Origin of the sequence: Bifidobacterium sp. M3-N-101 (genome assembly GCF_023656805.1) — a bacterium.
GTDB lineage: Bacteria > Actinomycetota > Actinomycetes > Actinomycetales > Bifidobacteriaceae > Bifidobacterium > Bifidobacterium breve.
Genome location: NZ_JAMOKQ010000004.1, coordinates 195079 through 207662, shown reverse-complemented (window position 1 = coordinate 207662; position 12584 = coordinate 195079). Strand labels below are relative to the sequence as shown.

Below are 12584 nucleotides of genomic sequence, written 5' to 3'. Positions count from 1 at the left end.
CACTCTCAACGAGAGGAGCCCCTTTCCGCATGGGAAAGGGGCTCCTCTCTTATGACTTCGTCATCAGCGACGCTCCACCAAAGCACTGGCGATGGCGGCTATGCCTTCGCCTCGACCGGTAAAACCCATATGGTCGGTGGTGGTGGCGGTGACCGATACCGGGCAATCGGCGGCCGCGGATAACGCGGCTTCCGCCTCGGCGCGGCGGGTACCGATTTTCGGGCGATTGCCGACGATGGCCACGGACGCGGAGACGGGCCGATAGCCACTATCCGCAAGATGGGCAACAGTTTCACGAAGCATATCCGAGCCGTGCATACCGGCACCATGCGCATGGGAGCCCACGCCGAACAGTGAACCAATATCGCCCAGACCGGCAGCGGCGAGCAACGCATCAATCAAGGCGTGAGCGGCCACATCACCATCGGAATCACCTTCGATGCCCTCATATCGGGCAGCCTCAGCCGGTGCAGCGTTCTCTGGGACCGGCCAATACAGTCCGGCCAACCATAATTCACGTCCGGAACCGGAAGCGGCAAACCGATGGGCATCAAAGCCCTGGCCGACGCGCAGGATCACTTCTTCTTGGACTTCTTTTCGGCTTCGACGCGCGCCAGCGTGTCTGCGGCCGCTTCTTCAGGCTCAGCAGCGTGATGCTGGTCATCACCCACCTGGGCAGGTGCGTAGCCGAGGTTCACGTCAAGCAGACGCTGTGCTTCCGTCTCATCGATCTTCTCGGACAGCGCGATCTCGGAGGTCAGGATGGCGCGGGCCTTGGTCAGCATGCGCTTCTCGCCTGCGGACAAGCCGTGTTCGTCCACGTCGCGCTGCGCGAGATCGCGCACCACTTCGGCGATTTTATTGACATCACCGGTGGCGATCTTTTCGACATTCAGCTTGTAACGGCGGGACCAGTTCATTTCCTTTTCGATGATCGGGGTTCGCAGAATCTCGAACACCTTGGCTACCTCGGAACCGGAGACGATGTCACGCACACCGACTTTCTTGGCGTTTTCCACCGGCACATTGATGACCAGACCGTCGGAGGAAAGTACGGACAACTGCAGATATTCGCGCGTCACGCCCTTAACCGTCCGCTCGGTGATGGCCTCCACTTTTGCTGCACCATGACGTGGGTAGACGACCATATCGCCGACTTGATAAGACATGTATCCTCCGAGAACTGACGGATTACTCACAAAAACTCGAATAATTGTGCCATATGGTCTGGACTGGGACAATGAGAGCGCTCACAATCAGGCGACAACACTCTAAGCGGCATAAATTCGCCATTTTCGACGCGCCAATGTAGCGTTTCCGACACCAACGCACGTAGACTTTGGGGCATGGCTAATGAAACGAAGATCAAAGAAGATACCGTCACCGTGCCTGTTGCCCAAAGTGACCTCGACGCGGTGTGCAATGCTGAATTCTACAACCCCCACGGAGTTCTCGGCGGGCATCTCGGCATTGGCAAGCATGCCGATACCGCCACAATCCGTGTGCTGCGTCCGCTTGCCAAATCCGTGACCATCCTCACCCAGGACGGCGAATATCCGATGACACACGAATACAACGGCGTATTCGTGACCACCGTTCCCGCCGCGGGGACCAAGAAGCAGCCCACCATTCCCGATTACCGCGTGAAAACCGAATGGGAAAGCGGCGACGTGCTCATCGAGGATGACCCCTACCGCTACATGCCCACACTTGGCGAAATGGACACCTACCTGTTCGGCGAAGGTCGCCACGAAAAGCTCTGGGAAGCCCTCGGCGCACACGTGTTGCGCTATGACGACCCGATGGGCGGTGCCGATGGCACGCCCGGCGAACAAGTGGTGGGCACCGCATTCTCCGTATGGGCACCAAACGCCCACGCCGTGCGCGTGGTCGGCAACTTCAACGCCTGGGACGGCCGCCGCCACGCCATGCGCGAGCTCGGTTCCTCCGGCGTGTGGGAAATCTTCATTCCCGGTCTTGGCGCAGGCGAGAACTACAAGTTCCAAATCCTCAATGCCAACTACGTGTGGGAGATGAAGGCCGACCCGATGGAGCGTCAGCACGAAATCCCGCCGAACACCGCATCCATCATCACCGAATCCTCCTACGAGTGGGCCGACGACGCCTGGATGCAGCACCGCCGCACCACCAACCCGCACAACGGCCCGGTCTCCATCTACGAGGTGCATGCCGGCAGTTGGAAGAAGGGCCTGAGCTACCGCGACCTAGCCACGGAATTGGTGGACTACGTCAAGCAGGAGGGCTACACCCACGTCGAGTTCATGCCGTTGGCCCAGCACCCGTTCTCCGGATCCTGGGGCTATCAGGTCACCGGTTACTACGCGGTGGATTCACGCCTCGGCTCCCCCGACGATTTCCGTTACCTGGTCGACAAGTTCCATCAGGCCGGCATCGGCGTGATCATGGACTGGGTGCCCGCTCACTTCCCGAAGGATGCCTTTGCACTCGGCCGTTTCGATGGCACCCCGCTGTACGAGGATCCAGACCCGTTGCGCGGCGAACACCCCGATTGGGGCACCTATGTGTTCAACTTCGGACGCCGCGAGGTGCGCAACTTCCTGGTGGCCAACGCCCTGTTCTGGCTTGAGGACCTGCACGTCGACGCACTGCGCGTGGATGCCGTCAGCTCCATGCTCTACCTCGACTATAGCCGCGAACCCGGTCAGTGGCGCCCGAACATCTACGGAGGCCGCGAGAACCTGGAGGCCATCGACTTCCTCAAGGAGGCCACCGCCACCGCTTACAAGAACAACCCCGGCGTGATGATGATCGCCGAGGAATCCACCGCATGGCCGGGCATCACCGCCCCCACTTCCGCCGGCGGCATCGGCTTCGGCCTCAAGTGGAACATGGGCTGGATGCATGACACCCTTGAATATCTGCATGAGGAGCCCATCAACCGCAAGTGGCATCACAATGAAATCACCTTCTCGATGGTGTATGCCTACTCCGAGAACTATGTGCTGCCCATCAGCCACGACGAGGTCGTGTACGGCAAGGGATCCGTATATGGCAAGATGCCGGGCAACGGTTGGCAGAAGATGGCCGGCGTGCGTGAACTGTTCGCCTACCAGTGGGCTCACCCGGGCAAGAAGCTCTCCTTTATGGGCAACGAGCTGGCACAGTGGGGCGAGTGGGATCACGATGCCTCCATCGACTGGGATTGCCTGAACTGGCAGGATCATCGCCAGGTGCAGACCATGGTGGCCGACCTCAACGCCTTCTACAAGGCGAATCCGGCACTGTGGAGCCAGGACTTCGATCCGGCCGGTTTCCAGTGGCTCACCAGCGACGATGCCGATCACAACACGCTGAGCTTCCTGCGCATCGGAACCAAGGGCGAGACGCTGGCCGTGGTGGTCAACTTCTCCGGCGAGGCATGGTCCGACTACCAGGTGGCACTGCCCACCGGCGGCAAATGGACCGAAGTGTTCACCACCGATGATGCCAAGTATGGCGGTTCCGACATCCATAACGGCACGTTCGAGGCGGACGCCGGAGAATACCATTCAAGGCCTTTCTCGGCTAAAATCACCGTTCCAGCTCTCGCAGTTGTATTCTTGAAGCCAGAGAACTGAATTAGCCAACAGGCTGAAAGGTAACTATTCATGCTGAATTCCACAGCGCGTCAGAACACGGCTCCGCGCACGGTGTTGGTAGTGGAGGACGAGCCGACGCTCGCCACTGCCATCGCCCAGCGCATCACTGCTGAAGGATGGACCGCTCGTGTGGCTGGAGATGGCGCTTCCGCCGTTCAGGCCGCCTTGCAGCTCAAGCCCGATCTGGTCATCATGGATATCATGCTGCCGGTTATGGATGGTCTTGAAGCCACTAAGCGTATCGTTGCCGAGCGCCCGGTTCCTGTACTGATCCTCACCGCCCGTGACGATGAAACCGACAAGGTCATTGGCCTGGGTGCCGGTGCTGACGATTACATGACTAAGCCGTTCTCCATGCGTGAGCTCATCGCCCGCTGCAAGGCGCTGCTGCGCCGCGTGGAACGCGCCAAGGTCATCGCCAAGAATTCCGAGAACGAGAAGATTCTTGATTTCGGTTCCATGGTCATCGATCCGGCCCAGCGCATCGTCACCGTCAACGGTGAGCAGGTGCACCTGACCCCGACCGAATTCGATTTGCTGGCCACGCTGGCACGTCGTCCGAAGTCGGTGCTCACTCGTGAGAAGCTGCTTGAAGAGGTGTGGGACTGGGTGGATGCCTCTGGCACCCGCACCGTCGATAGCCACGTCAAGGCCCTGCGCCATAAGCTTGGCGCCGATATGATTCGCACCGTGCATGGTGTGGGCTACGCCTTCGAACCGCCGACCGAGTAATGGCATCTCCGCAATCAACGAAATCCCGGCTCGACAACGCTACCAAGCGTGTCAAGCCGGTTGATTTGTTCTCTTCGCTCAAGCTGGAGCTCAGTGCGCTTATCGTTTGCGCCACCGCCATCGCCTTCGCGATGTGCTGGTTTCTCCTGAAGTTCGGATGGTCCGGTTGGATTGCCATGCCACTGACTCTGGTAGTGGCGCTGGGCATTACCTATTTCTTTTCTCGAGGTATCACCGCACCTCTGCGCCAGATGCGTGACGTGGCTGAAGCCATGGCCGAGGGCGATTACACCGTGCGTGTGAACATCGATCAGGAACGTCATGATGAAGTGGGCCAGCTTGCACGCTCCTTCAACGAAATGGCCGAAGAGCTAGAGCATGCCGACAAAATGCGTCTGGACATGATTGCCAACGTTAGCCACGAACTGCGCACGCCGGTGTCTGCATTGCAGGCGATGGTCGAGAACATGGCTGATGGGGTCACTGAACCCACGCCAGCCAATCTTGAGGGCATTCTTACCCAGACGCAGCGCCTGAGCGATCTTATTGCCTTCCTGCTGGATCTGAGCCGTATGGAAGCTGGAGCCGCCAGTCTGAACATCGAGCAGTTCAACGTCGCCGAATTCCTGGACGAAACCGTTGAACCGTTGGAAATCGCCGATGGCGGGCATGCTCATGATATTCAGATGCGTGTGAGCGATGACATCACGATGGAAGGCGATCAGGATCGTCTCCGTCAGCTGTTCACCAACATCATCGCCAACGCGCTCAAGCACTCCCCCGATAACACCACGGTGCTGGTCGAAACGCATGAAGACAAAGACAACGGCACCATTGTGACCAATGTGGTCAATTTCGGCTCACAGATTGCGCCTTCCGATCGTTCCGATATTTTCCGTCGCTTCGTCAAAGGCAAGACGGGACCGGGTACTGAATCCGGGGGCACCGGCCTGGGCCTGTCCATCGCACGATGGGCCGCCCAATTGCACGGTGGCAGCGTAAGGGTCGTGGATGACGCCCGTGGCGCCGATTTTGAGATCACCCTGCCCAAATATCACATTGCCAATGAGTGATCTAGGGCCGCACGGCCGCAAATGAATCCGCGTCGATCCGGCGAGGATTCTTTGTTGTTATACCACCCTTTTGGCTTCGGTAAGCGTCATTGCCCCTATGACCTCGGCGCCGGCCTGTCTGCAGGTTTGCGCGCATTGGCGCAACGTTGAGCCGGTGGTGATGATGTCATCGACCAGTACCACCTGTTGGCCTTGCATCACGGCATCAGAGACAAGTGCGATTCGTCCACCGATGCGTTGGGCGCGTTGAGCCGATGACGCCTGCTGCACCGATCGGCCGCCCGAAGCAATACTGGCCAATACCCGATATGGTTTCGCATCGAAGCCGTAATCGCATAATGCGTTTGCCACGGCCTTGGATAACGGATCGATATGCCGTCTCCCTCTGCGCCGCATCGAAGCCGGCGATGAAGGTACCGGAACCACGAGCACGGCGGTCTGCCGACGGCAGGAGCGGTGAATGGCGCTGTGTTCCAGTAATGAGGCCATTACCTCGCCGAATATCGTATCGAGCTCGGTATCATCATGGTCTTTCCATGCAAGAATCGCATGCCTGACGACTCCCTGATATGTTGACGCGGACCATGTGTGCACAGCACCCTGAGTTTCTTGACCTGATACCAGTTCCCGGTTGCGCCAGTTGGCGAATAGGGAACGACAGTCGCCGCACAGTACCTCATCCGGTCTGTCACACCCGGCACAGCCACGAGGAAACAACGCGTCACGCATCATGCCCAGCAACGAATCACGGCGATCCCAGCTCAACACGCATCCCCTTTCGCCCAGGCAGGCCTCCCGACCGTTTAGGCCGATGCTCCCACACGTTGCAGCAATGCATCCATCAGGCCCAACGCATCCTGGGGGTTCTCGACCTTCATGCCCACGGCACCGGCTGCGACGGCTGGATAATCGTTGCCGTCAGGAGTCATGCGATCTCCTACGAATACGATGCTGCCAACCGGCACATCAAGTATCTCAGCAAGACGACGCACCGCATAGGCCTTGTCGATGCCATGCTTGCTGACATCCACGCTGGAATATCCGCCGGAGCGCACCCTCAAATCTGGCAAATCCGCTTTCACCGCTTCAACAAGCGCTCGTTTCTTGATATTGTCCGGATCCCATGACTGCTTGGCGGCAACGGGCGCATACTGGCCAAGCGCCGAGAAGGTGATCTGGCTGCCGCGATTTTCAATCCGGCTTCCCCAGACATGTTCTTCCCACATGCCCAGTTCCTTGGCGCGCCGTTCCAGACTGGAGGTGATGGCAGCAACGGTGCGGTTGTCCAAATCATGTGCGTAGACCAGCGTCCAGCGCTCCCCATCCCATCGATAGTAGCGGGAGCCTGACGTAGGCATGACATGCAGATGGCTGCGATCGGTATCCGGGCCCAATACATCCAGCACCTGTGAGGTGACGACGTCCATGCCGCCTCCGGAAATCAGAGCCACGGTCGCGTGCGCGGTCAACGCGCTGAATCGTGCGATCATCGCGGGTTCCATAGGTTGTTTGGAACTGGCCAGCGTGTTGTCCAGATCAAAGCCGAATACTCGCGCATGCGCGCATATGTCATCCAAATCAAGTTCGGCCCACGAACGTACCACCATTCGCCGTGTCCTCCTTGCTGATGAGATTCGATTCGATGAACCAATCCTAGCGCATGTTGCCGTCGCCTTGGCCTATGGTGGAACCATGCTTCAGCCACCTTGGAATGCTCGCGTGTACCGCAATCGTCACGGCAGGGGTACGCGCACCCCGATGTTCGGCACCCGACTGCCCCGCTACCGCACACGTACCGGCATGTTCGACGATATGGTGGCCGCTCAGGTGCGTCGCCTCGGCGATGCCTGGCCCGAACTGGTGCGCCCATTACAATTCGCTGTGGAAGATGTGCCGCCGTCGGATCCGGTGCCGTGGCAGGTCGAGCTGAATATGACCTCGCAATGCTTCCCCGCAGGGCATGGCATTCCGGCACGCATCGTGCTGTACCGCATGCCGTTACAGACGCAGGCACCCACCAAAATCGAACTGCAACTGGCGATTCGTGACGAGCTGGTTTCCCGAATGGCGGAACTCTACGGCCGCAGACCCGAGGAAATCGACCCTGACTTTGGACTGTAAATAAACCCGGGGTCCACTCGCCTAGTGGACGATCGAGGGATTGCTGCGCGCCCAGACATGGGTGGTGGCAGGCATCAGCGGCGTGGCACCCAGCGATGCCAGACCGGCGACTTTGTCATCGCCAAGGTTGGCGTGGGTCAAGCGCACGCCCCAGCCAATCTGCTGAGACTGATCCTCAAGCATCAGCAACACTGCTTGGTCATTGTCTTTCGATAGATCCTTGATATCTATCGTCATAGCGGCATTGGCGTCAATCTCCACTTCCTTGGAGGCGGTAGCCTTGCCGTCGGCGTCATAGGCGTGCAACGTGGCCTTACGTGACTGATTGGACGAGTTCGCCAACGATACCGTGGCATCCACATCATCAGGAATGGCAAGACCAGTAAACGAAGCCGGAGCCGCGGCATTGATCAGGGCGAAATCAGCCTGATCGTCATCACCGGACTGGGACGCCTTCACACTGAAAGCCACATCGTCTTCGGCAGTGGACATCACGCCCAATGCATCTTCGGGAGCCTCACCCAAATCGACGACGGTCACCCGATTGGCCTGCAATGTTGCATCCTTTGCCTGTACCAGACCATGCTCGGTGATCCACGACAACGTGACACCCGTCGCGGAAGCGGCATACAGGTAGGCATCCACCGCATCGCCCTTCGCGATCGACGTGGCCACTGAGGCATTGGACGCATCATGAAGCGGCAGCGCGAAATCCGAGCCTTTTGACGTCAGTCCATTCATGGACACCGTGCGGACAACAGCCGCGATCGGAGTCTCCTTGCTGGATACGGTGACGTACAGCCCCTGCTGATTCGGTGCGGCAGCTGCCAAGTCCAGTGCATTCTCGCCGCTGGCGGGAATGGCCAATGAGGATTGCGTGGACAATGCCATCTCGCCTGACTGCTTCGATCCCCAAATCTTTATCTCCACGGTAGTGGGCTTGGTGGAGGGATTGGCGATAATCAGCTGCTGCGTGGTGCCGGTCGCCGTACCGGACAGCAGGAATGATTGGCTTAAGGCCGTGGTCTCACATGATGATGCGGATACACCTTTGAGGTCACCGTCATCCGCCCAGGAGGCAATGGAGCCGACAGTGCCTGTGCCTTCAGCAGCCTGCAGCATGCGTGTATCGAGAAGGCGAGACCCGTTGTCGATTGACTGGGCACCTGTTTTGACGGCGTCGTTATCGGTCGGATCGGCATCCTTCAAGGTGATGTTGTCAGCGGAATCATCACCGAACGCGGATACCGTGGCGCTGTATACGGAGTCAAAAGCGGCATAACGCGCTTGTGTGCTGAGGTTACCGGTTGTCGCTTGGAAGGCGCTATCCCCGTAGCTGCCAGTATCGGCCAACCCCATAGGGGCAGGACAATAGGCCTCAGTCTGCGTGGGACTGACGGTCTGGTCGATGGCGTCGTCGGTGGCCGCCACCGCATCCACCCACTGCTTGGATCCAGGAAGCACCACCAAAACGGCCAGCAACGCAATCAGCACAATCATGGTGATCACACCGATCACCACGCTGGTCACACGCCTAGACTTGGAAACTATCTCCTTGCTCATGCTTCCACCTCCAATCCGGCAAGCAACCGTCTGCGCGGCACTGCGACAAGGCAATACAGCACCAGAATCACCGATAGGCAAATCAGCCATGCATATCGCCAGGCGCTCTGCTGTGTACGCTGCTGCCAAGAGGTGTCAACGTTCTGGGCATCGGCGTTCTGCAGCGTGAGTCGGTAATAGCTGCCGGCATCGGTGGAGACCAGCGACTGCGTGCCGTCCGAAGCGGCGATATTGGTGCTCAACTGTTCGTAAGGCACTGTATCGGCATCGGATTGCGTATCGGCGACCACATAGATGCCACCAAAACCAAGAGCGCTGATATCGGCAATCGCCTGCTCGTCCGGATTGGACAGCAAAGTCGCGCACGCCTTGGCCAGCACCTGATCGACGTCATCATGCTTGCCATCGAGCAAACGCACCCGTTCCACCGGCGAACTATCGATCAAATCGCCTCTGGAGGTGCGCATCACCGTGTAATTGACCGTATTGCGTGTCTGAGCGCTAACCGCCAGCACACGATGGTCCGCTCCGGACTCCAGGTAATCGGTGACCACCATGGGCAGGCCGGAACCGGAAACATTAAGTCCCTCATCTTGATGGCGCACCAGTCCATACCAACATTGAATACCGATGCAGACAGCCAGCAACACCGCAAGAACGGCACGACCGAAGACAATCAACGGGTGAAGACGGGTCTCCGTGGTCTGCTCGCCGGACGAAGAATGCAGCGGACGGAACCGCTTGACGGCACCGCCGGCCACCAGACAGACACAGGCCAGGAAACCCATGATCATCATCAGCATGCCGGGCTGGGCGGAACCCGCCACCACGCCATCAGCATCGACTGAGATGGCAATACGGCTTGAAGACATGGCCAGCACACCGCCGCAGACGATGACCACCCACATCAGTCGTGATGTTCTCAGTGCAAAAGGCAACACCAACGAGGCAACCGCCAGGATGGTAATCGCTATGAAGACCACAGCCATTGCAATATCGACGGCCTGTCCGGACAAAGGATTCCAGCCCAACGCCCGTTGAGCCGATTCAAGCAGGCTCAATGAGGCCGGCGATCCGTTCTGCGCCGAGGAAGGCAACATGATATCGCCGAACAGCTGACGCCAAAATCCTTCGTCTGCGTATCGGATGGAGTTGAGAATGGTGGGGGCCACGGCAAAAGCTGCAGGCACGGGAATCAGCAATAATGCGGCGCGCTTGCGCTGCACGAACAGCAGGAAAATAAGGAATACCACAATCAACGCCAGCAGCAGTTGCGGCTCAGCGGCCACCACGGGAACAAAGCACAACGCGGAGATGGCCGCGGCTTGTACGGACGGGTGAGGCCTCAACGGATCCTCGGTGTGGTACATGCCCACTGCACGGAACACGAATGCAAAAGCGGCAGGCAAAAACACCAGAACGGTGAGCATGGGAAGATTCGCCTGTGCATACCAGCCAAACATCATGCCGGTTGAGGCCCATAGCAATCCGCCCAGCACACGGACGACATCCGAACGCGTAAAGATACCCGCCAGTGCCCAGAATGACAAGGCGCTCAACGGCGCAGCGGCAAACAAGATCAGTCCCAAGGCGGCAGGAACATGACCAGCAGTGACGATGGACGCGACCATCAATACCAACAGCCACGGCGTGGGGGGTGCGGGAAGGCCAACGCCGGATCCAAACACCCACGGCGTAGTGGTGGACTGCACCAATTGCTCGAAACTTGCGCCCGTGGGCAACAACGCATTGGAATACAATGATCCGTCAGAGAACAGCGAACGGAACACCGGCCAATACAGCAGCATCACCGCTACAAAGCACACCACGGCCAATCCCAAGGCCTCCGCCCAGCGGCGCATCAGACGAATCCTGAGATGGGCACGTTCCAGAGGGCTCAGCAATACCAGCCCCTTCTGGGCCATGAACGCGTCACGACGGTCATGGAATTGCTTGATTTGCTGGCGATCGGCAGTCAGCACCTGCAATGAGGACATGGACACTTTGGATTGCCGAGTCACCAGACTGCGCGATCGCATGGCACCGGCGATGGAGGTCAACGCCAACCACGGCAGACACAGCTGCACCCATGCCTCATATGGCTTTTTGCGGAACAACATCGCTATGGCCATGCCGAAACTACGCAATAAACGCCACAGCCATACCACTATCCATGCCGAGCGTGCAATGTCGGTGTACAGATACCGCTGCTGCGAACGAGCCACCGTCATGGCCGGATTGATGGCACTCTCCTCATTCAACGGTTCGCCGCCACGGGTACGGATGCCCTCATAGCGTGCGCGACGATGCGAGATTTCCGCCTGCGGCACAATAACCACGCGCCTGCCGCTTAAGCAGACACGGCGGCAGAAGTCAACCGATTCACTGTAGGTAGTGAACCAATGATTAATGCCCTTCAGTCGTCTGAGTTGCGATAACGGAACCAATGCTCCCGCAAGGGAAACCGCGAAAACATCCTGCCGACCATCATATTGCTCTTGATCGGGCTCACCGTCGACCACGAGGGAGTGCACGGCATGATTGCCGGCGTACATACCAACATCATGCAATTGGGTGCCTCCCCAATCGCACTGTTTGCATCCTAGGATGCCGGCTCCGGAAGCATTGCGCCACGCCTCGAGCAATCGCTCCAGGCACCAGTTATCCGAAGGACGGGAATCATCATGCAGCATCCACACCGCGCGCGTGGAAGAATCAAGATCGGCGGCGGCGAGCGCCTTGGATACGGCATCACCAAATGAACGCGCCCCCTTGGCACGCACCACTTGCACGCTCACCTGCTTTGCCTGCGGCACCTCCATTGCGGGACCTGCAGGTGAGTGGATCACCTCAAATGAAGTTTGCACCGATCGCGTTGTGAGCCCAGTGGCATCGGCTATGACGATAACGCCCGGCAATACGCTTTGCGTGAGCAGCGAGCGAAGCGTGGCATTGAGAAAACGCATATCCGCTTCAACGGTGACTACCGCCACTATGCCGGCATCCACATCCTGCCGGTGCGTGTATGGCCTTGCCGATATGGCATCGACCACAGCTTCATGGATATCGCTATTCGCTGTCGGATTCATAAACTCCCAGTGTACGCACTGACCTTGAAGTGGCCGTGCATATAGCTATGCCTGTTCCCTGTGGTCCTTCTTGTACCGGCGGCGTTCACGCTCGCTCATACCGCCCCAGATACCAAAACGCTCGTCATGGTCAATAGCCCATTTCAGGCATTGCTCGCGGACTTCGCATTTGGCGCATACGCGCTTGGCGTCGCGTGTCGAACCACCTTTTTCCGGAAAGAACGCTTCGGGATCGGTCTGTGCGCACAATGCTTTGTGCTGCCAAGACACATCACCATCGGGCTTGAACAGTCCCCACAACTCATTCAAAGGCTCTTCGGCAGAATCGTCAATCGCACCCCACATGCGACCCTCCTTGCCTATGAGTTGTACTTGCACCCACAAAT

Annotated in this window: 11 protein-coding genes; 4 read left to right on the top strand and 7 right to left on the bottom strand. The window is 58.6% G+C overall.

Annotation, left to right across the window (positions count from 1 at the left end):
- Window positions 1-63: 63 nt before the first annotated feature.
- Together ispF and NBH12_RS04575 are read right to left on the bottom strand one after the other, a co-directional pair.
- Window positions 64-579, bottom strand: a complete 516-nt coding sequence (ispF, locus tag NBH12_RS04580; RefSeq protein ID WP_502801747.1) for a 2-C-methyl-D-erythritol 2,4-cyclodiphosphate synthase — start codon at window positions 577-579, stop codon at window positions 64-66.
- Window positions 576-1169 carry a CarD family transcriptional regulator gene (locus NBH12_RS04575; protein ID WP_003828909.1) on the bottom strand — a complete coding sequence of 198 codons (594 nt, stop codon included), beginning with the start codon at window positions 1167-1169 and terminating at the stop codon, window positions 576-578. The genes ispF and NBH12_RS04575 overlap by 4 nt, the downstream gene beginning before the upstream one ends.
- Window positions 1170-1346: 177 nt before the next feature.
- On the opposite strand from NBH12_RS04575, the gene glgB reads away from it, so the two are divergent.
- Genes glgB through NBH12_RS04560 form a run of 3 tightly spaced genes read left to right on the top strand, consistent with a single transcriptional unit; the run spans window position 1347 to window position 5425 of the window.
- A complete protein-coding gene (gene glgB, locus NBH12_RS04570; RefSeq protein ID WP_250819217.1) occupies window positions 1347-3599 on the top strand; it encodes a 1,4-alpha-glucan branching protein GlgB in 2253 nt (750 codons plus the stop codon).
- A 30-nt stretch (window positions 3600-3629) separates the two neighbouring features.
- Window positions 3630-4352 (top strand): response regulator transcription factor, encoded by a 723-nt coding sequence (locus NBH12_RS04565; protein ID WP_003831206.1) that lies wholly within the window; start codon window positions 3630-3632, stop codon window positions 4350-4352.
- The gene (locus tag NBH12_RS04560) at window positions 4352-5425 is read left to right on the top strand and encodes a sensor histidine kinase (protein WP_250819216.1); all 1074 of its coding nucleotides are present in this window, start codon (window positions 4352-4354) and stop codon (window positions 5423-5425) included. Before NBH12_RS04565 ends, NBH12_RS04560 begins: the two co-directional genes overlap by 1 nt.
- Before the next feature lie 57 nt (window positions 5426-5482).
- On the opposite strand, the gene NBH12_RS04555 is transcribed toward NBH12_RS04560, so the two are convergent.
- Both NBH12_RS04555 and NBH12_RS04550 read right to left on the bottom strand, forming a co-directional pair.
- Window positions 5483-6157: a ComF family protein gene (locus NBH12_RS04555; protein WP_021649560.1), complete on the bottom strand. Its 675-nt coding sequence runs from the start codon at window positions 6155-6157 to the stop codon at window positions 5483-5485.
- Between the two features lie 71 nt (window positions 6158-6228).
- Entirely contained in the window at window positions 6229-7032 is an 804-nt protein-coding gene (locus NBH12_RS04550; protein ID WP_250819215.1) for an HAD-IIB family hydrolase, read from the bottom strand.
- A 151-nt stretch (window positions 7033-7183) separates the two neighbouring features.
- Between NBH12_RS04550 and NBH12_RS04545 the strand changes: the two genes are divergently transcribed.
- The gene (locus NBH12_RS04545; RefSeq protein ID WP_250819223.1) at window positions 7184-7546 is read left to right on the top strand and encodes a metallopeptidase family protein; all 363 of its coding nucleotides are present in this window, start codon (window positions 7184-7186) and stop codon (window positions 7544-7546) included.
- 21 nt (window positions 7547-7567) lie between these two features.
- On the opposite strand, the gene NBH12_RS04540 is transcribed toward NBH12_RS04545, so the two are convergent.
- Genes NBH12_RS04540 through NBH12_RS04530 form a run of 3 tightly spaced genes read right to left on the bottom strand, consistent with a single transcriptional unit; the run spans window position 7568 to window position 12543 of the window.
- The gene (locus NBH12_RS04540; protein WP_025301152.1) at window positions 7568-9109 is read right to left on the bottom strand and encodes a DUF5719 family protein; all 1542 of its coding nucleotides are present in this window, start codon (window positions 9107-9109) and stop codon (window positions 7568-7570) included.
- Entirely contained in the window at window positions 9106-12198 is a 3093-nt protein-coding gene (locus NBH12_RS04535) for a glycosyltransferase family 2 protein (RefSeq protein WP_065453837.1), read from the bottom strand. The genes NBH12_RS04540 and NBH12_RS04535 overlap by 4 nt, the downstream gene beginning before the upstream one ends.
- A 45-nt stretch (window positions 12199-12243) precedes the next feature.
- Window positions 12244-12543 (bottom strand): WhiB family transcriptional regulator, encoded by a 300-nt coding sequence (locus NBH12_RS04530; RefSeq protein WP_003828894.1) that lies wholly within the window; start codon window positions 12541-12543, stop codon window positions 12244-12246.
- Between the last annotated feature and the right edge of the window lie 41 nt (window positions 12544-12584).

Coding starts and splice junctions, on each gene's coding strand:
- NBH12_RS04575 (WP_003828909.1), bottom strand. CDS start 1,169: ATGTCTTATCAAGTCGGCGATATGGTCGTCTACCCACGTCATGGTGCA.
- glgB (WP_250819217.1), top strand. CDS start 1,347: ATGGCTAATGAAACGAAGATCAAAGAAGATACCGTCACCGTGCCTGTT.
- NBH12_RS04565 (WP_003831206.1), top strand. CDS start 3,630: ATGCTGAATTCCACAGCGCGTCAGAACACGGCTCCGCGCACGGTGTTG.
- NBH12_RS04560 (WP_250819216.1), top strand. CDS start 4,352: ATGGCATCTCCGCAATCAACGAAATCCCGGCTCGACAACGCTACCAAG.
- NBH12_RS04555 (WP_021649560.1), bottom strand. CDS start 6,157: ATGATGCGTGACGCGTTGTTTCCTCGTGGCTGTGCCGGGTGTGACAGA.
- NBH12_RS04550 (WP_250819215.1), bottom strand. CDS start 7,032: ATGGTGGTACGTTCGTGGGCCGAACTTGATTTGGATGACATATGCGCG.
- NBH12_RS04545 (WP_250819223.1), top strand. CDS start 7,184: ATGTTCGGCACCCGACTGCCCCGCTACCGCACACGTACCGGCATGTTC.
- NBH12_RS04540 (WP_025301152.1), bottom strand. CDS start 9,109: ATGAGCAAGGAGATAGTTTCCAAGTCTAGGCGTGTGACCAGCGTGGTG.
- NBH12_RS04535 (WP_065453837.1), bottom strand. CDS start 12,198: ATGAATCCGACAGCGAATAGCGATATCCATGAAGCTGTGGTCGATGCC.
- NBH12_RS04530 (WP_003828894.1), bottom strand. CDS start 12,543: ATGTGGGGTGCGATTGACGATTCTGCCGAAGAGCCTTTGAATGAGTTG.